We start from the raw sequence: 22,838 nt of genomic DNA, 5'->3' as shown, positions 1-22,838 counted from the left end.
AATCAATCAATCAATTACCAATTGTCATGTTTTACAAATCGCAACAAAACCGCAACAGCAGGCAAAACAGCCGGGGCCGGGGAACTAAAAGAACTGCAGGCAATCAGTCCTTCACGCTCTGCCAATTGAGCTGCTTTGGATTGCTCCAAAGGCCGGCCCTGAACCGGCAACCATGACGTCCCGAAACGAAGTAAGACTTACTTACAACATCTTTTTAACCCCACCCTGCGTGGAGGAGCCTGGCCTTTAATTTTAAAAAAGGAAGGGTAACTGGCAACAAGTGACTTGCACCTTGCGGTGCCCCTGCTCTATCATCTGAGCTACCGCAACCTAAGCTACAGGCCGGACTTGAACCGGCGACCCGGGGGTTATCAATCGAAGTAACACTCGTTTACGACACCTTCTTTTTATTTTTAATTTCTTTAAAAAGGGCAATTAACAATAAGTGAATCATACCCGGTCGTAGACTAATGTCCCGGCAACGGGTCCCTGAACGAAGTAACACTTATTTACGGCACCTTTTTATTTTTAATAACATAAGAAGCAACAAACGACCAGGAAACGGGGACTCGCGTTAGGGACTCGAACCCTCATCACAGCTTGCGCCACAATGCCCTCCCCTTATTGGCGAAGTAATCCTGGTCTACGGCATTCTTAAGCCCCCCAGCCCCCTAAAGGGGGAGCCGGAAGTTTTCTTATTCCCCCTTTAGGGGGTTAGGGGGCTCAGATTTCTACTTTATTGATTTCGCTTAAAGCTGAATTTCCTTTTTCAAGGGAATCCAGTACTTCAAACACTTTATCGCTCCAGCCCGCTACCAGGTAAACATCGTTTTGCATTACCTGCAATGGTACCTTGCTGTAACCTTTTAAATCAAACAGGTATAGTTTTGCCTTTGGCGCAACTGCTGCTTTATAACGCGACCATAAGGCGTTAATGTTATCGCCCTTAGCTGGCATGCTGTTATAAAGCTGGCAATCGGTAAATAACATTACTTTATCCATTTGCACATTACGGTCAAGCAGGGCTTTGATTACCAGGTAACCGTTGGTTGAATAACCAACCTCGCCTTCGCGTTTGTAAAATTCCTGCACATTGTTCAATATGTTGTGGCGTGGTACCATAATGGTTTTCCATGTATCACCAAACATACCCACTTCTACATTTTTACAGCGCGATTGCAGCAACATGGCCAGCATCAGGCCAACATCGTACAGCAAAATTTTTGATTTTGCCGATACCGCTGTTTGCATCGAGCCGGATACATCGCAGGCCAGCAATACCCTGGTATCGTGATCAAAGCCTTTGATGTTTACCGCGCTTGCCTGTACCGCTTTTTCCAACGCATCCAGTAACTCGCCGGTATAGCCTTTGTTGCCTGTTAACAACGCTTTAAGCTTTTGACCCAAACCTTGTACAGGGGTTACACTTCCTGCACTCAACAGTTCGCGGTATGCAGCCAGGTAACGGAACGGAAACTGCTTTGCCTTTGCCACTTTATCCGCATCGGCAAGCGTTGCGCATACCTTTTGGATATGGGCATAACTTACACCGGCTTCCTGTATATTGCGCAGGTTACGCAGCAGGGCCATATAACCCAACTTGCCGCTATCTATCAACTCCTCCCATTTGTTACGGAAAGCCATTGCTTTGGCCTCCTGGCTATCGTAATTAAGCTGGCCTAATGCCGATAACTCAGTTTCCCAGGTGTATGGAGTTTGCAATGTGCCGCTTACTATCTTGTTAAACACCAGTTGCTGTGCATCATCCTTTGCCTTTGGGTGCACCAGGAACAAAGCATCGCGCATTTTTATGGCGGTATCGCGGTTGTACTTGGCAAACTGGTACTCATCAAAGTTATTAAACGCGGCTTGCAGGCCTTTTTGCATTTGCTTTGATAAGCGGTTCAGCTTTTTTGGGCCGGTGCGCTGGTTCAGCATTTCGTAACAGGCCAGCAATTCGGTTATTTCATCGGCGCGGTTAACAACCCCGGCTGTAACCCTTGCAACCAAATCGTCGCCCGAGTGCAGCTTAGCCAATTCAGTAGCCAAAACCAATGGCACCGAACGCATGTACATTTTTGTACGGGCATATACTGCCAGCCTGCCCACAAATTCGGGCTTGCACTTATATATGATGTTGCGCAGGCGCTCCATACGGTCATCGTTTTTTTCGTAAAAGGAATCGCTCAGGCTCCAGGTTACTACCAGGGTATACAGTTCCATCTCGGGTGATAGCGCAAACGCTTTTGCACCCTCGTGATTAGTGAACTGATTTTTTACTTTGCTTAACAGGTTAAATTTCATTGTTACCTCCTTTTATTTGTTTTGATGATACAAAGGTTAGGAGGCGCTGCGCAGCCTATTTGCGCAGTAAAAATTATTTTTTATTTTTTTTGAAAAAGGTTGAAATACCAACGTTTTTTAGTTTCGCAGTTAGCGGCTGCGAAGCTCACAGTGGCCTATCTGAAAATAAATTAAAATATTTTTCTTATTTAATAAAATATTATGTATCATTGCATCATGAAAAATACAATATGTATACAGAGCCAATACCCCCAGCTGATTTATCAGAGGAGATAGCTATGTATTCATAAAAACGATATAAACTAATGCAATCCTCTTAGATAAACTAAGGGGATTTTTTGTTTTACAGGGTAGTATATCAATGGTCAGATTACTCCGTTTGGAACGGAGAGGCTCCCGGTTCGAGTCCGGGTTACCCTACTATGGAAATATAGCTCAATGGTCAGAGCAGCACCCTTATACGGTGTCGGTTAAAGGTTCAAGTCCTTTTATTTCCACTGTAAAAGAGCGATTTATACAAATGGAGTTAAAGCTAAAACGATGCGATGAGCGGATAAAGATAATTTTATAATGCGTTGGCCGGTTGCCCGAGTGGTTTAAGGGAGTCCTCTGCAAAAGGAATGTTCGCAGGTTCGAATCCTGTACCAGCCTCTGTTTATTTTCCTGTGGTGCAATTGGCAGCACAACTGATTTTGGTTCAGTTGATCGTGGTTCGAATCCATGCAGGAAAACCCACGTCTTTATTTATTATAATATATTAAATTGTATGTTTTGTGGTATTTTAAGAAAATTTGCAGATATTTGTTAAATAAGTAATGTGGAATTCGTTTTTAATATCACGCTTTTATTTTTTGCCTGTGGTTTAACCCCCATTGCACCAATGTTTCTGTAACGGGCAAAACACTCAGCCCATAATCGGTGATGGAATAATTCACCGTAATAGGCCTGGTATCCATCACTGTTCTGGAAACAAGCAGGTTCAATTCCAGATCCTGCAATTCTTTAGACAGCATCTTGGCCGAAATTCCTTCAATTTCCCGCTGCAGCTTCTTAAACGTATTTTTCTCGGCAACATGGTTATTCAGGTGCCGCATAATCCGCAGTTTCCATTTCCCGCCCAATATTTCCAGGCTATCTTTAATGGCAGCCAATTCCTGGTCGCAGCTTGCTTCCTGTATGTTCCCGTTGATATTGATAGTGGCCATAATTATTGATAGTTAACCAAAGGTAACTGGTTACCTTTGGTTAACCCATAACAAAAATAAACTACCGGTCCTTACTTTTGGCATCATGTTAATTAAATCAAAATGAAAAAACTTAATTATTACGTGCTGGACGTATTTACAGATCAGAAATATAAAGGCAATCAACTCTCGGTAGTTTATACCGACGATGAACTTGAGCTGAGCCAGTACCATGCAATTGCCCGGGAATTTGGTTATTCCGAAACTTCATTCATAAGCTATTCAATAATCGAAAATGCACTAAAAGTGCGCTCTTTTACCCCCGCTGAATTTGAAGTAAATGGTGCCGGGCACAATCTGTTAGGGGCCGTATGCCTGGCTTTAATAAAGGGCTGGGATATTTTTAAAAACCAGGACGGGCCGCCATTTGTAATGATCAACGATACGCGAATCCCGCTCCGGGTAACCGAAGATGCCGGGCTTCCGTACGTGGCCATGAAACAGCAACCTGCCAGGGTGATTAACCCGGTACCCGCCGGGCTGGTTTCCAAAGCAGTTGGATTGGACGTACATGATTTAGATTTAAATGGCTGGGGAATTAATGTAGTTGAAACAGAAGTTGCCCACCTGATGGTGCCGGTAAAAAACTTGGAGACCTTGCAGCGTGCGGTACCCGATAAGGCGCTTTTAAAACAACTCTCTGCAAAATACCAATTTGAGGGTTTTTACCTGTTTACCACAAATGGCCAGGATGATGGTTATATTGCCGAAACAAGGTTTTTTAATCCGGGTATCGGGATTGATGAAGACCCTGCAACAGGTACAGCAGCAGGCCCCCTGGCCGGTTACCTGGAAAAATCAGGCCATATTAAGGCCGGGCAGGATTATCGGATACTACAGGGCACTGCGGTAAAGCATCCGTCGTCAATCCATGTCAAAGTTTCGGACGATGGCATTTGGGTAAGCGGCTCGTCAGTTATCGTTATGGAAGGCACCATATACCTGTAAAAGGTGGAGCAAGCGGCATTTATTCCTTTTCGTAATAATCTACCGGTGCGTCGGCCATACTGCCTATAGCGCCGCCCAGGCTAAACTTGTTCCCGGTAAGGCCTATATATTTTGCCTCGCTGTTGTAATCGTTATCAAAAACAATACGGTTAAGTTCGGTGCCGTTTACGTTTTCTTTAAACAGTTTGTATGTCCCGCTTTTTTTCAATACGTGCTTAAGATAGTATTTGTAATTAGTGGCCGAGAAGTTGTAAACAGTACCATTGCCTGGCATATAAGCACTGCTATCGGTTGGTGGTGCACAGTAACAGGTTGTGCCCCGGTATTCCCAGCTGCCGTAAATGCTAATAGCAGCATTATTATCTTTTTTGCAACTCACTAAAAACAGGACGATGGCGCCCGCGAGTAATATTTTTTTCATTGATACTCAGCTTTATTAAGCCTATTACGTTGATAATAACGAAAATGCTACAGTAAATTATTGGCCAATATTTAAAAAATCAGTATTATCGTAACAGGAACCTTTTACAATTAAAATGAATAATATTAAACATCTTACAAAGATACCCGTCTTTTTACTTTTCATAGCCGTGTTGCAAAGCTGCGGCGGTCCCAACGGTCCGGGCATCTATAAAAATGAAAAAATAAGCTCAAGCGATCAAAGCCGTTTCCACGATTTAAACGACAAGCTGTTTACTGCCCTTAAAACCAATGACGAACCACAGCTGGAATACATCATGTCGGAGGATTTTATAGCGACAACCAACAGGAAACGTGCCGTTGAACTGGTAAGTAACCGTTTTAAAGAAGATGACTACAAGCTGCTTGACGAGTATTATGTGGTTAATCGCTACATCCATGGCGATACCATTAAACCGGCCTTAACCGGCGGCAAATACACCCTGTACTGCCCCGGCGGTGTTAAGGAAATGTACATAGCCTTTTTTGTGCCCAAACATATTGCTAATCAGTATATGATAACTGCTCTTTACTGCAAGTATGATTATGGCTGGAAACTTAGCCAGTTGGAAACAAACGCTTATGCCAAAAACGGAAAAAATATGGACGCGCTTTTGGCAGATGCCAAGGCTGCTTATGCAAAAGGCTTCCTGGTAAACGCGTTAAATGATGGGGCATCGGCTATAAATTGCTCGCGCCCAAGCAGTATCTGGAAATATGATAATGAAACGGAGGCCGGACAGCTTTACAGCACCGTATTAAATCAGGTATCAGCTAAGTATCGCGTACCATTGCCTATCAAAGGCGCGCCAACCCACCTGGAAATTATCAGGATTTTTACCCAGGAGGATAAGGAAGGAACTTTCCCGATGATATATTATTTAACCAACGTTAAACTAAGTGATACCGCAGCTATCAAAAAAGAAAATGACGTGATCAGGAAAGTGATAAACAAAACCATCCCCGGCATTGATAAAGATAATAAATACGTGCTTTACTCCGCATTTAACGAGTGGCCCACTGGCGTTAAAACCGTTGAACACTTTGATATGAAACAAAAGATGTAAGTAAGCCAAAGGCTTAAGGCCGAAAGCTAAAAGCCGGATTGCTAAGAAGAGGAGTTATTGAATATATAGCTCCTTTTTTGTTTATTATTCGCTATCCTCGTTCTTCATCCCTTTTAGCAAAGCATAAATTGCCATGGCATGGCCGTGGCCAAGGTCAAAGTCTGCCTTCAGCCAGGCTACAATATCGCCTGCTTTTGCTTTTAATTCGCCGTTTTGTGTAAAACCTTTTCCTTCGGCTATCGCCCTGAAATCTGCGGGCTCTTTGCCTGTTTTGGTTTTGATGGTTTTTAAATATCCCTGGAATGACATGGTTATTTAGTATTGGTTTATCGGGATAAATATAAAAAAACGCTATTGATGGGGCCGCATTAAGAAGCTTTATTGCAGAAAAATCGCCTTTAAGATTTGTTTGTAAAAAAGGGTAGCCCCTAAGGGGCAAAGGAAATATTTGGATTTACTACAAATGGGTTGCCTCTACGAGGCAAAAACACCTTTAACAAGATGATAGCCTGCCTCGTAGAGGCACCCCATTTGTAGCACTTTTCGTCTCAAATTCTGTTTGCCCCTTAGGGGCTACCCTTTTTGAACATTAAAAGCACCAGTAAAAAGTTAAAAGCAATTTCCCTGAGCTTTGTTAGTAACCTCAACCAAATAAACCAACCCGGTTTCATCAACCTGGAGTTTCACTGCATGGTTTTCCAGGCCGCTATCGGCCAGCAGGCGGTAAATATCCTGTTCGGTGCGTTCAATCAGGATCCAGTCTGATAGGTATTCCATATAAATGCGGTAGGGGTTGTGGTGCTTAATATTGGTGAAAAATATCTTTCCACCTGCGGTCAGGTTTTGTTTTAAGGAAGATAAAATTCTTACTATTGCTTTATCGCTTAAATAGTCAAATACCCCGCCAATAATAACCAGGTCATACTGTTGCTTAAGCGTGCGGGCAATTTTATAGATGTTGCCATGAATGGCGCTTACATTATACTTAATTGCTTCAAGGTTTTGCATTGAACAGGCCAGCGCGTCCTTATCTGCATCAACAATAGTAATATCAATTTGTGTACCTTTTATCAGATCGACGTTTAGGCGGATATCTTCAGATGTGCCGCAACCGATAGATAGAATAGTTGCCAACGGATTGCCTTCAACAACATTTTTTATCAAAGCCGATTGGTATTGCACTTTGTGGATATGCTGTTTGCGGATATCGGATGTTAAAAAGAAATCTTCCAGCAGGTGTCCTGTGGTGCCGGGAACAGCTTTATTTTCACCAGAGATGAGATGCCCGATGGCCTCAAAATCGCCCTGGTACCCCCTGCGCCATTGCTGTGCCTTATTTACAAACGGCGAGGTAGCGGCAACGTTCCGGATGTTGGGGATAAGGTTGATAATATCTTCACGTTGCGTACTTATTTCCAGGTCGTTCACCAGGTTTTTAAAATATTGGAAAAATAATTTAAGCGATTTGCCATCAATAGTGGCCGCGGCGGCTACATTAGTATCCAGTTTTTTTAATTGCGCTACAGACATACGGGGTGTTTAATTATAGCGCAAGGTAGGCCGGACGGGGTTAATTATGATAGTGGGTTTTACGCGATTTAGCGACCCGGCATATCGTAATTATACGGAATTGACGCCCAATCGCTTTTAAGTTTTTTTCAGCTACAAACGGTTAATCTTTACAATATAATACACTTTTAAGCTGCCTCGTAGAGGCTACCTGTTTGTAGAAAATGAATAGTTCAACCCTTTTTGCTCCTTAGGAGCTACCTTTCTTCAGGATCGGCTTTTAAAAGCGATCCTGAATTGGCGCCGTCACCTAATATCATTTCAGGGAAATACGCTATTAAATTGATTAAAAGGCGGGCAACAGTTAACTTTGCGTTAGCACACATCTACCATCATATGTCAAAAAATAAAAAAGGGAAAGTAGTTCCATTAAAGCCGGTTCAATTAAGTGCCGAAAAATATATAAAAACACAGGCGCGCTTATTGCCCATTGCCGAATGTGTTATAAATAAAGATTGGGAAACCGCCGGGATGTGTAATATTGTTGTTGCCAGACGGCACAAAAACGGCAATTTAACGGTCGGGATATTTTTGGTCGACATGTATTGCCTTGGCCCCAAGGATGTAATGTATGAGTTCAACCTCGATCCTGAAGAATATGAAGGGTGGAAAGCTAAGTTAGCTGATGGTGTGGCCTGCGACTATGTTTTAGCACATAATATTATTTATGGCGCCATTGCCTATGCCGAAGATTATGGATTTAAACCCCACAAGAATTTTGACATAGCTCAATTCATTTTGGAAGAGGACAGTGAGGATATAGAACTGGTAGAAATAAAGTTTGGTATGGATGGTACGCCCTGTTATGTGCCCGGCCCTTATGATTCTGATCACAAAATCCAAACCATTATTAATACCCTTAACCGCACTGCAGGCCCTGGTAATTATACATTTTTGGGCGAGGATGACGACCTGGATGACTTTAACGATGACGATTGGGATGACGATGATGAGGATGATGACGATGAAGAAGACGATGATTTTGACGAAACGCAGGCAAGCATAATTGAACTGTTGGTGGATGGGTATCAAAAAATAAGTGCAGCATATGACGAGCGTTTGAGAACTGATGGCGCCAGGAAAGCACTTAAGCAACCTTTTATTGGCTTAAAATATCGCCTGAGCGACGATCCCAAGGAAACTGCCTATATGAAATTTGACAGTAAGGCGGAGGAAAAGGAATATTTCCGCCTGCTAAACCTGGCGGCGGTTGATCATGATTATGAGTCGGTGATTACAGGCGTACGAAAGGTGATAGCTAAATACGCCGGTTCGGCGCCATGGTATATGCTATGGCATTCGGCCCTTCAGGCTGCCGGGCAGCACGATGAAAGTTATAGAATAGCCGAAATTATGTTTAACATGTTCCCTGATTATTTGCCTGCCAAGGTGAGCTATGCCAATATGCTTATTGATACCGAAGAACCGGAAGGCGTGCTTGCTGTATTTGACGGCCAGCCGGATCTTGGATATATTTACCCCGACCGCAAGGTATTTAACCTTACCGAAGCTGCAAATTACTATGCCTGTATGTGCCGGTATTTTACGGCGGTTGACAATATCGACTCGGCCGATATGTATATGGAAGCCATCATCAAAAACAACCTGGCCGATCAATTTGGTATCCAGCTTGCTATACGCGAGCTTTGCAAAGCCAAAATGGAAAAGCTTGGCATCTTTACAAATAACAAGACCGACGACGACGAATAGGCTGTGGTAAATTCATTTCAGGCCCGGTTATTTGAAAGGTAAAAGCATTATATTGCCGTTACCAATTAACAACCCTAAAAATCATGATCAAACGTGTTACCCTTGCCTGCCTGGTGTTTGTTTTTATTATCCCACGCTTTGCTCTCGCGCAAGCAACAGCAGCCAATAAACCCGTTTCGCCACGGATACGGATTATCATTGATAACGATTTTAGCGGCGATCCGGATGGCTTATTTGCCCTTGCGCATTTGATGTTGTCCCAATCCGTAGATGTTAGAGGTATCATAGGTTCACATCTTAAGGTAGGTGATGGTTTTGATCCATCAAAAACCCAGGCCGACAATGCCACAAAAAAAGCAGCAGAACTGTTAACCATCCTGAAAATGAACGGACGGGTACCTGTCGCAACCGGCTCAAACACCGCGATGCTAAACGATACAACCCCGGTTAAAAGCGCCGCGGTTGATATGATTATTAAAGAAGCTTTGCGTACCGATACGCAATTGCCGCTATATGTAGTTTGCGGGGCCGGGCTTACCGAAATTGCATCTGCGGTTTTAACAAACCCCGCAATTGCCGGCAAGCTCACACTAATTTGGATAGGCGGCCCCGAATATACCGACCTGGCCTTGCCCCCACCCAACTACTCCAACCCCGAATACAATTTAAATATTGATATTTCCGCAGCCCGCGCGGTTTTTAATCATTCGCAATTGAAGTTGTGGCAGGTGCCGCGCAATGCATACCGCCAGGCCTTGCTGCCGTACTCGCAATTGCAGCTAAAAATCAAGCCGCAGGGCGAGGCCGGTAAATATTTGGCTAATGTGATAGAAAGCCTGATGACTCGCATTCAGCAATGGCACCTGAATATTGGCGAAACATATGTTTTAGGCGATAGCCCCCTGGTATTACTCACAGCATTGCAATCATCGTTTGAGGCCGATCCGTCAAGCAGTGAATATGTGTTGAAGAACTGCCCGACGATAAATGCGCAGGGCGGCTATGATTACAATGCAGGCGGCCGCAATATCAGGGTGTATACCCGACTGGATATCGACCTGATGTTTAATGATTTTTTTGCCAAACTGGAGTTGAATGCTAAATGATCTCTTTGGAATATTAAGTGCCTATAGGCTAATAAATTACAAATAAACCTTCAGCGTAAATGCCCATTGCGCATTAATTAACACCGTGAATTGTATAGAATAATAAGCTATTTACCTTGTTTTAAGTACAGAAAACAGGAGCTGAAAGCGTTGTTTCAAGTGCTTTTAAGGTAGAAAATATAATTGGTATTTAAATTGTAAATGATTTAATACATCATTTGAAAAACATTTTTTATAAACAATTAAAAAAAACTATCATGAATTCATTACTGTATATTATTGCTGTTATCCTGATTATAGGATGGGCAATTGGAGCATTTGTTTACTCTGTAGGTAGTTTAATCCACATTCTGTTGGTTATTGCTATTATAGCCCTGATACTCGGCTTTTTACGCAGAGACACAGCAATATAACCTGCTGTTCTAAATAAAATTCAACCCCGGCTTGTTTTGCATGCCGGGGTTATTTTTTAACTCCTTAGGTACGATGCGCCGTTAATATCAATAATGCTGCCGCTGCTAAACTCCATCCCTTCAGATGCACAAATGGCTGCCAGCCGGGCCACCTCTTCTGCGCTGGCCACACGGCCAAAGGGGCTTTGGTTTTTTATTGCCTGGCCAGCCGGGCTGTTCAAAATTTCGGCAGTCATATCTGTTTCTGTAAACCCCGGCGCTATAACATGTATGCTTACACCCTTTGGCGCCAACGCAATAGCCAATGATTGGCTCAGCGAGTTTAACCCTGCCTTACTTGCACCATAGGCAGGGCAATCGGGCTCGCCACGGAAGGCCCCGCGTGATGAAATGTTTACTATTTTACCGCCACCCTGCTCCGCCATTTGCCGCCCTGCAAAATAACATAAGTTGGCCGCTCCCATAAGGTTAACATCAATGGTTTGTTTCCACATGGCCAGCCAGTGGGTATAGCCGGCATCCATGATCTTATGTTCCAGGAAAACACCCGCGTTGTTCACCAATACATCAATACCGTTATGCTTTGCTATAAAGGCCTTCATGAAAGTTTCAACCGCTGTGGCATCCTGTATTTCCAGTTGCCACGCGCTGTGCCCGGTTCCCGGCAGCAAGGTAAGTGTTTCGTCGGCCGCCTGTTGGTTGTTTACGTAGGTTATAGTAACCTGCGCACCCGAAGCCGCAAATAACTGCGCGCATGCCCGCCCTATACCGCGCGAGCCACCTGTGATTAAAACCCTTTTGTTTGTAAAATCAAATGTCATCATACTCCTGTTGGTGGTGGATAAAACAAATAACGGAAAGCTTGTCCATAAAACCCGTCAAAATTTCATTTTACAATGCGGTTCCGCCCAAAACATTCCCAACCCTATTAACTTTTACAATCCCTGTACATAATTTACTCCGGCATTCATATCATCAAAAAAATTTCTACATTTAACTATCACACCCACATTATGAAATACGTAAGCTTTAAAATACCGTTGGCCCTTGGCCTGTTTGCTTGCACCGCCACCTATGCGCAGCAAGAAACCGTTGATACTGCCGCGTTTCGCAAAATCAGGAATGCCGAGCTTAACAGTTCGCAAATTCCGCAAATTGCCCATTACCTTACCGATGTATCCGGGCCAAGGCTCACCAATTCGCCGGGTTACAAACGGGCGGCTATGTGGGCTGTTGAAATCATGAAAAAATGGGGCTTGGCCAATGCCAAAATGGAGCCCTGGGGCGAGTTTGGCAAGCAATGGGAAGTACAGGATTTCAGCATATCAATGCGTGCGCCTTACGCGCAATCTGTAAGGGCATATCCAAACCCGTGGAGCGCAAATACTAACGGCTTACAACAGGGGCAGGTAATATTGGTTACGCCCGCGCAGGCTATGGATACCACTTACCTGGCCGGCCATGCAGCCGATTTTAAAGGCAAATTTGTGCTGGTAACAGGGGGCGCCGCAACGGGCGCCGAACGCTTTGAGCCGTCGGCAACGCGATTGGCAGATACGGCGCTTGCCAACCTTAAAGATGCCTACATGATTGATAAATCGATGATCGACATGTATAAAGGCTACTTCAAGATTTTTGCAAAGGTCGATCAACTGCTTAAGTTATCCGGCGCGCTGGCCTATATTACCACCGGGCGCAATAACCATAACGGGACCGTGGTAGTACAGGCTTCCGGCGGCTACAAAACAACCGCGGCCGAAACTGTACCCAAAGTAACCATGTCATCTGAAGACGGGCAAAAAATAAAAAGGCTTATCCTGTCCGGCCACAAAGTGGAGTTAGCCTTAAACATCAGCGGCATCCTTTCAACCGACGATACCAAAGGCTACAACGTAGTTGCCGAAATTCCCGGCACCGACGCCAAGCTGAAGCCCCAGCTGGTAATGCTTGGCGGCCATCTTGATTCGTGGCAGGCCGCCACGGGCGCTACTGATAATGCCGCCGGCTGTATCGTGATGATGGAGGCCGTACGGCTGTTAGATTCATTAGGCCTTAAGCCTAAACGCACCATCCGCATAGCGCTGTGGAGCGGTGAAGAACAGGGCCTGTTAGGGTCTTTCAATTATGTGAAAAACCACTTTATAGATGGTACAACATTCGCCCTAAAACCCGAACAGGCAAAAGTATCAGCCTATTTTAACCTTGATAACGGCACCGGCAAAATAAGGGGCATCTACGCCCAAAATAACCAGGCCGTAAAACCCATATTTACAGAATGGTTTAAACCATTTGCCGATCTGGGCGCCAAAACCGTAACAATGAGCAACACCGGCTCAACAGATCACCTCAGTTTCGATTGGGCAGGTATCCCCGGTTTTCAGTTTGTGCAGGACCCTATTGATTACGAAACCCGCACCCACCACAGCAACCTGGACGATTACGACCACCTCCTGATTGACGACCTTAAACAAGCCGCCATCATTGTAGCCTCGTTTGTATACCAAACGGCCACCCGCCCCGATATGCTGCCCCGCAAACCGCTGATAAAAGAAAAGTTTGTGTTTGATGGATTTTAGGAATAATAACACCATCGCAACGCGATGATTTCTCATAGGAGTTTTTGAACATTGAGCGCTGCGTAGCAAGCCCCTTAAACAACAACACAGCCTTTGATCAATCAAAGGCTGTGTTGTGTTGATAAATATCCTGTAACACTTATCAATTATAAGAAACCGAGTAGCTGTTACAGGTAAAGTTTAACCCGTTGCCGTTGGTTCCGTAAGATGATGTGATCTCGAAACCAAACTGCACATTCCCCATTGTGATGTTGCCAAACCAGCCCTGGTTTTTTATCCATGTTTGAATTGCCTTAATATCAACAGTTGCCGATGAGGTATTACTTGTGCGCAAAAACGAGTAAACATTGTTTGATCCGTTGTTTCCTCTGAATATATTCCAGGTGTGGCCACCTACGCTAACGTTGGTATATACAGGCACCGCCGCCCCGCTGGCATTGTAATTATACGATATGGGCTTAACATTACCGCTGCCATTAGGGCTGCCGGTGTAGTTTAACCAAAGCATGGTTTCGTTTTGGTTGCCGCTATCCCATATATCATAGGTTGCTTCCCACGCGCCGCTTGATGGAACGGTGAAGTTGACGCTGCTTGTGCATGAGTTTAAGCTGCTTAAAGCTATACCTACATATTTTGTGGAGTTAGGGTATGATTTTATTCCACCGGTATTAGGGTGGTTGGCCCAAACGCCCCAATTGCTATAGGAGTTTGCCCAGATATTTTGACCGCCGGCGCCCGAGCCCCAAACATCGTTGTACACGGTGTAGCCCCCGTTTGACCATGACCCGTAGGCTGCACTTGACGACCAGTTTGCTTTTACCTGTGCATCAGCAGTAGCAGGTAAGTTGGCATTGTCTTTTTTACAGCCCAGCGCCATAGCCGAAACAGCCAGAAACAGCATTACTTGTTTTTTGATTTTCATAATTTTTGGTTTTAATGATGTATGTTTATTTGGTTTATAAAGCACGTTTAGGGGGTAGCTTATATTTAAATAAGCCGTCCCGATAATAAATACTAAAGCGCGTAATAATTGGTTGTGCCAAATTTATAGAAGTGCGTAACCGCTTTTGTTTAAAAACAGGGGCACAAATGTTAACTATTACAACAAAAACAATAGATAAAAGTATTTTGTGATACTTTTATGTCGTTATAAGCACAAAAAGGGAGGTGTTAATTATGCAACATAGCTTTGCAAAGGGCTGCATTAAAACCAGGCGGTTCTTGTTTTTTTATCTGCTATGTATTATGCTAATAGCGTGCAAAAAGGAAAATGCCATCACAACGGGCCGCGTGGAGCTATCTATGCTAGATTCGGTAAATAAATTACGTGCTACCGGCTGTACATGTGGAACCGACTTTATGCCCCCGGCAAAAAAACTAATATGGAATAATAACCTGGCCACCGCCGCGCAAGGCCATGCACTTGATATGAATAACAATAACTACTTCGATCATATTTCCCCCACCGGCACCTCGCCCATACAAAGGGCAATAGCTGCGGGATACACCGGCCAGTATGTTGGCGAAAATATTGCGAAAGGATACGCTACCATTGGCCAGGCAATGCAAGCCTGGAAAAAGAGCGACGACCACTGCAAAGCCATGATGGACACGCTTTATGTAGAAATGGGGGCTTACAGCTATAACGGTTATTGGGTACAGGAGTTTGGGAAGTAATAGGCCTCACCGGTTTCCAGTTTGTGCAGACCCTATTGATTACGAAACCCGCCCTCACCACAGTAGCCTGGACGATTATGATCACCTTATGATTGACGCCTTTAAATAAGCCGCGACCGTTGTAGCATCATCACTTAACCAACAAACTTAAAATACCTCTTACAAATTATATTGCAATATAAACTTGGTAAGCTCCACCGGATTTTTCAGATTCAGTTTTTGCATAATGTTTTTGCGGTGCGTTTCAACGGTATAGATGCTTAGGTGCAGGTGGTTGGCCATTTGCTGGTTGGTATAGTTCTGCTTGATGAACTGTAACAGTTCCGTTTCTCGTTTTGTGAGCTGAAACTGCTTTAAAAAAGGGTCGGTGTCGTCAAATGTGGAGTTAACAACCGGCGGCTTATACGGAAAGCATTGCTGCCCCTGGGCTACCAGGCGCATTACCCTCAATAACTCATCCTTTTCGGCATTTTTAAACAGGTAACCATCGGCACCGGTGGCCCTTGCCTTTTCAATCAGGTGTTCTTCGTTATAGGTAGATAGCATCACCACCTTAATTTTTGGATAGTAGGCTTTTATCCGTTTAAGCACCTCGAAGCCATTAATGCCCGGCATATTGATATCAAGCAATACCAGTGTGGGCGTATGGGTATGCAACAGCCCCAGCACTTCTTTACCATTGGCCGCTATATTCATGATCTCAATATCCGGCTCATTTTGTAATAACATACTAAGCCCGTTTATAAATAATGTATGATCATCTGCTATGATCACTGATAGTTTTTCAGTTGTCATTTCCATCGTGCTAATTACTTGTAAACCTATGTTTTATTACCGCTGTAAAAAATACAAACAGCTTTGTATTGTGTGCCTTGCCGCTGCCCCATAAAATTGTATCGTTAAAAATAACTAACAAGCGTATCAAAAACAGCGCTGTTGCAGCCTGCAAACGGCGGTAATAAACGGTACAATATACGCAATCAGCTAACACATTAAATCCGAAAGTCATGGAATACATCCTTGTAACAATAGCAATAATGCTGATATGCATTACGGCGCTTACCCGGCAAAATAAAAACACCTATTAAACCCGATACCTATGAAAAACTTTATCGTCACACTTTTAACAATGCTTTTTTACTTTGCTGCTTATGCCCAGCAAAGCAACATCCAAAACCCTGTAACCAACAGCGGCAATACCGCGCAGTTTGTTTCACCCATATCCTTACAGGTGCTTGTTGGCAGCCAGGGTATAGGCGCCGATGTTAAATATGGCTTTTTGCCGAAACTATCGGGCCGGTTTGGCTTTGGAATCATCCCGGTAAATGCAAACAAGGGTTTCCAATTTTTCGGTTTCCCGGTACAGGGACAGTTTTCAACCAGTTTCTCCAATGTTCATTTATTGGCCGATTATTCGCCTTTTAAAACCAACAACATCCGCCTGGTGGGCGGCGCCTCATATATCACGCAGGGCAAGGCAACTGCGTTAATTACGCCATCGGGTGGTTATAACATCGGGAGCCAATCGCTCACCAAAGATCAGATTGGCATACTACAGGCCGATGTAACCTGGAAAGGTGTTGCACCTTACCTGGGCATCGCCCTTTTTAAAGGGTTCCCGGGCCAGCTTTTAAATGTAAACGTTGATGTTGGCACCTATTACCTATCCAGCCCCGGCACTTCATTTACGGGCACAAAACTACTATCAGATAACGACGCCAATAACATACAATTCAATAAAAATATGCGGGGCTATCGTTGGATGCCCGTTGTTCAGCTCAATTTTAATTTACGAATCAGATAAAAAATCACCATGAAAAACACCTTTAAACTTCACTCACAAATCAGTCCGGCAAAACAAGGCGGCGCACTCATTAATGTTTTTTTGCTGGTCGCGTGCCTGGTATTGGTACTAACCCTAAATAGCTGTCGAAAGCCTAATGAAGGCATAGCGCTCACCATTAACGAAACCACCTTAGCTAAAGCCCCTGTTTTACTCCGTTTTGCCAACGCCAATGCAAATTCTACCAACCAGCCCGGCGATTTCGATGTTAAAATAACCGGTAAAGATGCCGCGCTGGTACAAATGGACGGGGGCTCAACATCCGATTTTAAAGCCTCGCATGGCTTTTTACCCTTATCCCTCACTGCCAATGCAGCGCCTTCGGCTTCGGCGCCGGTAACATTCAATGTGTCGGCCGATATTCCAGGTTATGCACCCATAGTGCAAACCGTTACCATTACAAAAGATAGCGCAAAAATTGTTGATGTTGCCGTGGTTGAATATGCCAACCCACCCGGAGGTACTTCAGTTTTGGTGGCTGCTTCGCCCTTATCGGGCGGCGTTTCTGAAGGGGTAACCCTTAACCTGCCGCCAAGATCGGGCATGGTTGAAACCGCGCAGGTTAAAATTTTGCCCGGTACGCAAATGCTTGATGCAGATGGTTCTGCAATAAACGCAACACAACTCACATCCCATATTGTCGATTTCAGCGCCGTTTCCACCACTTCATACGGGGCCTTCCCGGGCGGCTTTAGCCCTACCAACGTTATAGACAAGGCCGGTAACCAGGTTAATGGCGGCAATGCCATAAATTTTGTATCGGCGGGTTTGTTATCAATTAAAATGTCGGCTGCCGGTACGCAGGTCAGGCGTTTTACCAAACCGATACAGGTGAGCATGAAGCTTGATCCTAACACCACAAACTTTATTACCGGCACTAATATTAAAGCCGGCGACACCGTGCCACTATGGAGCCTTACCGAAGAAACCGGGCAATGGAAAAGCGAAGGCGATGTAACCATAACCAACGATGGCAGCGGCAACCTTACTGCTAATTTTGAAACCTCGCACCTGTGCTGCTTTAACCTCGACTGGAGCTGGGCGGTGGCCGGGCAGCCCTACGGCACCTGTTTTACGCCGCTAACCGTGCGCATTCATTGCGGCGCAGGCAACAGTGGTGTTTATGATGTAACCATAGTTACACCCAACAACCAATACCTGGCCGGCGCCCATGGCGAATTTGTACACGATGGCGATGTGGTAGTATTTCCGTATGTGCCCAGCATTGCGCAATGTAAGGTTGTTATCAGCAGCTTTAACTTATACCTTAACCCGCGGCTGCCCATACTTGCACAAACCGGGCTGTTTAATCCCTGTACCAAGGGTTCGGTCGATTTAAGTTTTGGCAGCCCGGCTACGCCTTCGCTCATTAATGTAACCCTTAACATGCAGGGGTATTGCAGCAATAAAAACATCAACCTGTTGCCCTCTGGATGGTTTTTCCTTTACGATATTGGCGCGGCACGGCTTAATCAAAATGCGTGGACTTACGCCTACGTAAACCGGGGCGTTATCCAATATGCTTTTGGCGCAGGCATTACAGGCAGTAAGGGCAGGTACAGCATTAAATTATTTAATGGCGACCAATATTATATGTACGCTTACAACAGTTACGTATGGTACCAAACATCGGTGTTTACCATGGCGCCGCGAAATTTTACTTTACCATCAGCAAGCGGTATAAATGGCTCGGCTATTTACGATGCCGGCAGCAATACCTTAAACATCACCGCTAAATTTAGCGTGCGCTGTCATTAAAAGAAATTGGCCGTTAGGTTAATAATTAGGGGAGAAGCCCCGTCAATAGCGATATTGCGGGGCTTTGTTATTGTTTGGGCGTACGCCGCTGGTAGAAGCGTCGCCAGGCTTTACATTTATACGCCTGCAGGCATTACGCGCGCTGGCCGGTATCCATTTCAATCCTTTACGCGAATTACGGGTATACTAAAATTGATCGGGAGTTGCATGCATATTATTGGGCATGCGGTTTGCTTATCATCCTGGCTACGCGCGGCACACGCACCAGCCGAAGGATAGCTAAGCAATTGATTGAACATCGAAGTAAAGGAGAAAAGAATGCTCTTGCTTCCTGATTGACAGGGTAAGGTGGTATGAGTGTATCCTGGTTTATAGATATGAAATAGCCAAGGAACGCCTGGCCAAACTACAAAATCTCATCTCGTTTTAAGACAACTAACCGATTTCTAACTTTGACGTTGTTATCGATCTTTATGACTTCCATTGGCAAGTAAATATCGTACGGCTTCGAAGGCACATTTGGCAGGTCTAAAGTCGGCGGCTCGTTAAAGGCATTGTTTGCCAAGTCGTCCGTTACCTGTAAATGAAGCCATTTTACGGTTGCCCAAGACAATCCCATCCTTGTCCCTTTGTCATATCTTGTCACAGGTTTAAGCCTGACGTAATGAACAGGATTTATCAGCCCTTCTATTTTGACGCGCTTTCGATAAGCCTCCAAGCAGTTTTTGTCGAACACATACTGTTCGACGCCTACGTTTTTAGTGCCGAGATAGGTCAAATATTTGACGGTGTCTGTTTGTTTATACTTATAGAGCGAATAGATCTCGTCTATCGACATCCGTTTTGCCCGACTAATGTCAAATGAGTAGGCCCTGTCGAACATCATGGATTCATTCCTCTCGATACCCTTCGGCATTTTATATTTCAACCGAAAAAAATATACGGATCTTGTCACAGTGTCTATACACGTAACTTGTTGTGCCGAGGCAAGGTGCATATTGAAGATACAACAAACACCTAAAGCGATTTTTAAGGGAGTTCTCATAGTCTATTGATGATGCATTCGTTCTGCTTTCTGAAATCGGAGACTTTGGAAAGCGCGGTCTTAAAGATTCAGTCTCAACTATATTTACCCCGCCCAACCCTCTCTATCCAAGCTCCTGAAATGAATAGCCTCGGCCAGGTGTTCCAGTTTAATTTCTTCGCTGGCGGCAAGGTCGGCAATGGTGCGGGCTACTTTCAGGATGCGGTCATAGGCGCGGGCGCTCAGGCCAAGTTTTTCCATGGCTTTTTTCAGGAGGGTTTGGCCGGCAGCATCTATTTTGCACAGGTCGCGTACCATTTGGGGGCTCATTTGGGCATTGGCATGTAAGTCGGGGCGGTTGCCAAAGCGTTCTATTTGTATTTCGCGGGCTTTGATTACGCGCTCGCGGATATTCTCACTTTTTTCGGCCAACCTGTCTGATGATAGCTCGCTGAAATTCACCGGGGTAACCTCCACATGCAGGTCGATCCTATCCAACAGCGGGCCCGATATTTTGCTCAGGTATTTTTGTACCATTCCCGGCGGGCAAATGCATTCTTTTTCGGGGTGGTTGTAATAGCCGCAGGGGCAGGGGTTCATACTCGCCACCAGCATAAAGCTTGATGGATAATCAACGGTAAATTTCGCTCGTGAAATGGTTACGCGGCGCTCTTCCAGCGGCTGGCGCATTACTTCCAGGGCGCTGCGTTTAAACTCGGGCAATTCATCCAGGAATAAAACGCCATTGTGGGCCAGCGAAATTTCGCCGGGAGCGGGGTTGCTTCCTCCGCCTACGAGGGCTACGTCGCTAATGGTGTGGTGCGGGCTCCTGAATGGCCTTATGGTAACCAATGCATCCGCTGCCGCAAGCTTACCGGCAACGGAGTGGATTTTAGTGGTCTCTAATGCTTCGTATAAGCTCAACGGCGGGAGAATGGATGGCAGCCTGCGGGCCAGCATGGTTTTACCAGCTCCCGGTGGGCCTATCAGGATGACGTTATGACCACCGGCGGCGGCAATTTCCAGTGCACGTTTAATGTTTTCCTGGCCGCGTACTTCGCTAAAGTCGCTGTCATAGTTGCACAGGCTGTCGTAAAATTCTTCGCGGGTGTTAACAACTACCGGCTCAAGCTTTACATCGCCATTAAAAAAGCCTACCACTTCCTTAATACTTTCAACGCCATAAACCTGCAGGTCATTTACAATGGCGGCCTCGCGGGCGTTTTGTTTAGGAAGTATAAAGCCTTTAAAGCCATCTTTGCGGGCCTGTATAGCAATGGGCAAAGCGCCTTTGATGGGTTGCAGGCTGCCATCAAGTGATAGTTCGCCCATTATGATGTATTTGTCCAGTTCATCGGCATCCAACTGGCCCGAGGCGGCTAACACAGCGGTTGCAATAGTAAGATCATATGACGAGCCTTCTTTTTTGATATCAGCCGGGGCCATATTTACTACCACCTGCTGGCGCGGCATCCTGAAATTGCAATTTTTTAATGCCGAATCAATACGGAAATAGCTTTCCTTAATAGCCACATCGGGCAGGCCCACAATAAAATATTTAGTCCCTGCCGCTATATTTACCTCAACTGTAATGGTGATAGCCTGTATCCCATAAACCGCACTGCCAAAAGTTTTAACTAACACTGTGATAAAATTTAATCAACGCGTAAGATAAATATTTTTGGTTATTGTAAAAGGGAAATAAAAATGTCATCTAACAAAAAACGGCGCCTTAATGGGCGCCGTTGTTAAATGTTTTATGATCGTTGTTTATACGTATCAAAATCGCTTGCAAAATCTTTAAGGATGTTGTACCATGAGTGTGCCCAGTAGTTACGGAAGCCAAAACCACGGCTATTGCCGGTTTTATACATGGTAAATAAAACCGTTTTATCGTTCATATTTACAAAAGTTACCCAGGCGCCGGCTTCGTGTGTTGCTTTGTTCATGCCTTCAACAAACATCATCATGCCCAGGCCTTTTTGGCCCTGGAAATCGTAATTCTTTACCAAATCAACAATGTCCTTTTCTTTCAGCGTGCTAAAGTCGTTTGGTTTCTCGGTAAAAAAGTTTTTGGTGATGGCGTTATTTACGGCTTCGGTAACTTTGAAAGCAAAATGTACACTATCGCGGTGCGAAGCACGGGGCACGTTGTATGTTTTTGGCTCGGTTATAAACAGGTTTGCCCAGGCAGGGATAAATTTAGCTACAAACTCGGAGTTTAATAATTCGCCCGATGCCTTGTATACCGCTTCAGAGCCAATAAATCTTGCCTGCGAAAAGTCCATTCCCAGCCAGGTAACCGGTACTTTAGGGTTAAACACATCGGCCTTGGTTTGTGCCTGGGCAACGTTTACTATGGTGCAGGCAATTAAGGCAATAAGACAGCTAAATTTTGTGATTTTTTTCATGGTTATGGTATGCTTTGTAATACCTGCCGACTATACCGGCAGGTATTACAAAATAACACACAATTCATGTAATTAGCATGGGCCTAAAATAACCGGATAGTTAAATTTTGTTGTTATACACGCAATACGGTCAAAATCAGGCTGATATTTTTTAAAAGATCAAATGGTATTTACAAACAGGAAAAAGACACAGGAAATCACCGCATATGCCATTAGCATAATTGACCATACTTTTTGATTGTTTTTGCTCAGTTTTTCAAAGGCGATATTCCATTTTTTAAACCGGCCATTGTTTAGTAGGATAAAGTAATTAAGCAGCAGCGCGCCCGAGGCGGCCAAAAGCATTACGGTTGCAGTTACCTGGTTAATATTAAACCATTTTTGGTGTAAGCAAAGTTGGGTAAACATCAGCAGGTTGGTTAGCAAAAGGATTAACAGGAAACTAACGCCAAAAAGGGAGTTAAATTTGGGTAGGCCACCTTGTCCGAAATTTCTGGCGTTCCATCTGTAAGCGGTTACATAAATGGATTTAATTGCTGCTGTGTTCATGATGTTAATGGTTTAGAAGTTAATAGTTGGTAGTTAAACGAGCCACTGGAATGGATTGTTTGGTTGATAACGCAAACTGCAAAATTATATTATGCGAAAATTTCAAATTTTTGAAGATTGCCATATAAAAATTTGCGTGGGCGACTAAATGTCAATAAGCCGGGATGGCGCTATCTCCCG

Annotated in this window: 22 protein-coding genes and 4 tRNA genes; 14 read left to right on the top strand and 12 right to left on the bottom strand. The window is 44.5% G+C overall.

Translation table 11 applies throughout. From position 1 onward, the window contains the following. Nucleotides 1-723: 723 nt before the first annotated feature. Nucleotides 724-2,304: a TROVE domain-containing protein gene (locus tag AC1DXF_RS10860; protein ID WP_477448420.1), complete on the bottom strand. Its 1,581-nt coding sequence runs from the start codon at nt 2,302-2,304 to the stop codon at nt 724-726. 347 nt (nt 2,305-2,651) lie between these two features. Here AC1DXF_RS10860 and AC1DXF_RS10855 point away from each other — a divergent pair. From AC1DXF_RS10855 to AC1DXF_RS10840, 4 genes are all read left to right on the top strand, one after another. Beyond that, nucleotides 2,652-2,724: transfer RNA gene (locus tag AC1DXF_RS10855), tRNA-Pro, on the top strand. Nucleotides 2,725-2,728: 4 nt separating this feature from the next. Next, nucleotides 2,729-2,801, top strand: a tRNA-Ile gene (locus AC1DXF_RS10850). An 80-nt stretch (nt 2,802-2,881) separates the two neighbouring features. Further along, nucleotides 2,882-2,955, top strand: a tRNA-Cys gene (locus tag AC1DXF_RS10845). A gap of 8 nt (nt 2,956-2,963) precedes the next feature. Then, a tRNA-Gln gene (locus tag AC1DXF_RS10840) sits at nt 2,964-3,035 on the top strand. Between the two features lie 105 nt (nt 3,036-3,140). Here the strand turns inward: AC1DXF_RS10840 and AC1DXF_RS10835 are convergent. After that, on the bottom strand, nt 3,141-3,509 hold the full coding sequence (locus AC1DXF_RS10835) for a winged helix-turn-helix transcriptional regulator (protein WP_477448417.1): 369 nt from the start codon (nt 3,507-3,509) through the stop codon (nt 3,141-3,143). Between the two features lie 102 nt (nt 3,510-3,611). Here AC1DXF_RS10835 and AC1DXF_RS10830 point away from each other — a divergent pair, with 102 nt between their 5' ends. Next, complete coding sequence (locus tag AC1DXF_RS10830; protein ID WP_477448415.1) at nt 3,612-4,496, top strand: PhzF family phenazine biosynthesis protein; 885 nt, start codon at nt 3,612-3,614, stop codon at nt 4,494-4,496. A gap of 19 nt (nt 4,497-4,515) precedes the next feature. Here AC1DXF_RS10830 and AC1DXF_RS10825 read toward each other — a convergent pair whose 3' ends face one another. Beyond that, entirely contained in the window at nt 4,516-4,917 is a 402-nt protein-coding gene (locus AC1DXF_RS10825) for a hypothetical protein (protein WP_477448413.1), read from the bottom strand. A 115-nt stretch (nt 4,918-5,032) separates the two neighbouring features. Here AC1DXF_RS10825 and AC1DXF_RS10820 point away from each other — a divergent pair, with 115 nt between their 5' ends. Beyond that, on the top strand, nt 5,033-6,022 hold the full coding sequence (locus AC1DXF_RS10820) for a hypothetical protein (protein ID WP_477448411.1): 990 nt from the start codon (nt 5,033-5,035) through the stop codon (nt 6,020-6,022). A gap of 84 nt (nt 6,023-6,106) precedes the next feature. Here AC1DXF_RS10820 and AC1DXF_RS10815 read toward each other — a convergent pair whose 3' ends face one another. Both AC1DXF_RS10815 and AC1DXF_RS10810 read right to left on the bottom strand, forming a co-directional pair. Beyond that, the gene (locus AC1DXF_RS10815) at nt 6,107-6,331 is read right to left on the bottom strand and encodes a DUF4287 domain-containing protein (RefSeq protein ID WP_477448409.1); all 225 of its coding nucleotides are present in this window, start codon (nt 6,329-6,331) and stop codon (nt 6,107-6,109) included. A gap of 300 nt (nt 6,332-6,631) precedes the next feature. Next, entirely contained in the window at nt 6,632-7,552 is a 921-nt protein-coding gene (locus tag AC1DXF_RS10810; RefSeq protein WP_477448407.1) for a class I SAM-dependent methyltransferase, read from the bottom strand. A gap of 375 nt (nt 7,553-7,927) precedes the next feature. Here AC1DXF_RS10810 and AC1DXF_RS10805 point away from each other — a divergent pair, with 375 nt between their 5' ends. The 3 genes from AC1DXF_RS10805 to AC1DXF_RS10795 all read left to right on the top strand — a co-directional run bounded on the left by AC1DXF_RS10805 (nt 7,928) and on the right by AC1DXF_RS10795 (nt 10,820). Beyond that, a complete protein-coding gene (locus tag AC1DXF_RS10805) occupies nt 7,928-9,301 on the top strand; it encodes a hypothetical protein (protein WP_477448405.1) in 1,374 nt (457 codons plus the stop codon). Between the two features lie 83 nt (nt 9,302-9,384). After that, entirely contained in the window at nt 9,385-10,407 is a 1,023-nt protein-coding gene (locus AC1DXF_RS10800; protein ID WP_477448403.1) for a nucleoside hydrolase, read from the top strand. Nucleotides 10,408-10,664: 257 nt separating this feature from the next. Continuing rightward, entirely contained in the window at nt 10,665-10,820 is a 156-nt protein-coding gene (locus AC1DXF_RS10795; RefSeq protein ID WP_143065492.1) for a lmo0937 family membrane protein, read from the top strand. A 56-nt stretch (nt 10,821-10,876) separates the two neighbouring features. On the opposite strand, the gene AC1DXF_RS10790 is transcribed toward AC1DXF_RS10795, so the two are convergent. Beyond that, a complete protein-coding gene (locus AC1DXF_RS10790; RefSeq protein ID WP_477448401.1) occupies nt 10,877-11,644 on the bottom strand; it encodes an SDR family NAD(P)-dependent oxidoreductase in 768 nt (255 codons plus the stop codon). A 189-nt stretch (nt 11,645-11,833) separates the two neighbouring features. On the opposite strand from AC1DXF_RS10790, the gene AC1DXF_RS10785 reads away from it, so the two are divergent. Next, a complete protein-coding gene (locus AC1DXF_RS10785) occupies nt 11,834-13,396 on the top strand; it encodes a M20/M25/M40 family metallo-hydrolase (RefSeq protein ID WP_477448399.1) in 1,563 nt (520 codons plus the stop codon). Between the two features lie 142 nt (nt 13,397-13,538). Here the strand turns inward: AC1DXF_RS10785 and AC1DXF_RS10780 are convergent, their stop codons facing one another. Next, the gene (locus tag AC1DXF_RS10780; protein WP_477448397.1) at nt 13,539-14,318 is read right to left on the bottom strand and encodes a GH12 family glycosyl hydrolase domain-containing protein; all 780 of its coding nucleotides are present in this window, start codon (nt 14,316-14,318) and stop codon (nt 13,539-13,541) included. 323 nt (nt 14,319-14,641) lie between these two features. Between AC1DXF_RS10780 and AC1DXF_RS10775 the strand changes: the two genes are divergently transcribed. Continuing rightward, a complete protein-coding gene (locus AC1DXF_RS10775; RefSeq protein ID WP_477448395.1) occupies nt 14,642-15,073 on the top strand; it encodes a CAP domain-containing protein in 432 nt (143 codons plus the stop codon). A 159-nt stretch (nt 15,074-15,232) separates the two neighbouring features. On the opposite strand, the gene AC1DXF_RS10770 is transcribed toward AC1DXF_RS10775, so the two are convergent. Continuing rightward, the gene (locus AC1DXF_RS10770) at nt 15,233-15,874 is read right to left on the bottom strand and encodes a response regulator (RefSeq protein WP_477448393.1); all 642 of its coding nucleotides are present in this window, start codon (nt 15,872-15,874) and stop codon (nt 15,233-15,235) included. Nucleotides 15,875-16,172: 298 nt separating this feature from the next. On the opposite strand from AC1DXF_RS10770, the gene AC1DXF_RS10765 reads away from it, so the two are divergent. The 3 genes from AC1DXF_RS10765 (at nt 16,173) to AC1DXF_RS10755 (ending at nt 18,864) form a co-directional block, all read left to right on the top strand. Then, entirely contained in the window at nt 16,173-16,877 is a 705-nt protein-coding gene (locus AC1DXF_RS10765; protein ID WP_477448391.1) for a hypothetical protein, read from the top strand. A gap of 9 nt (nt 16,878-16,886) precedes the next feature. Continuing rightward, entirely contained in the window at nt 16,887-18,674 is a 1,788-nt protein-coding gene (locus tag AC1DXF_RS10760; protein WP_477448389.1) for a hypothetical protein, read from the top strand. 64 nt (nt 18,675-18,738) lie between these two features. Beyond that, nucleotides 18,739-18,864, top strand: coding sequence for a hypothetical protein (locus tag AC1DXF_RS10755; protein ID WP_477448387.1), 126 nt, complete (start codon nt 18,739-18,741; stop codon nt 18,862-18,864). A gap of 216 nt (nt 18,865-19,080) precedes the next feature. Here the strand turns inward: AC1DXF_RS10755 and AC1DXF_RS10750 are convergent, their stop codons facing one another. The 4 genes from AC1DXF_RS10750 to AC1DXF_RS10735 all read right to left on the bottom strand — a co-directional run bounded on the left by AC1DXF_RS10750 (nt 19,081) and on the right by AC1DXF_RS10735 (nt 22,658). After that, nucleotides 19,081-19,719: a hypothetical protein gene (locus tag AC1DXF_RS10750; RefSeq protein WP_477448385.1), complete on the bottom strand. Its 639-nt coding sequence runs from the start codon at nt 19,717-19,719 to the stop codon at nt 19,081-19,083. Nucleotides 19,720-19,803: 84 nt separating this feature from the next. Continuing rightward, on the bottom strand, nt 19,804-21,342 hold the full coding sequence (locus AC1DXF_RS10745; protein ID WP_477448383.1) for a YifB family Mg chelatase-like AAA ATPase: 1,539 nt from the start codon (nt 21,340-21,342) through the stop codon (nt 19,804-19,806). A gap of 113 nt (nt 21,343-21,455) precedes the next feature. Continuing rightward, a complete protein-coding gene (locus AC1DXF_RS10740) occupies nt 21,456-22,109 on the bottom strand; it encodes a hypothetical protein (RefSeq protein WP_477448382.1) in 654 nt (217 codons plus the stop codon). A gap of 159 nt (nt 22,110-22,268) precedes the next feature. Continuing rightward, complete coding sequence (locus tag AC1DXF_RS10735; protein ID WP_477448380.1) at nt 22,269-22,658, bottom strand: hypothetical protein; 390 nt, start codon at nt 22,656-22,658, stop codon at nt 22,269-22,271. Nucleotides 22,659-22,838 lie beyond the last annotated feature (180 nt).

This window comes from Mucilaginibacter sp. P2_A5 (assembly GCF_056404995.1).
The sequence above is the reverse complement of the archived record's forward strand: the minus strand, read 5'-3'. Positions and strand labels throughout refer to the sequence as shown.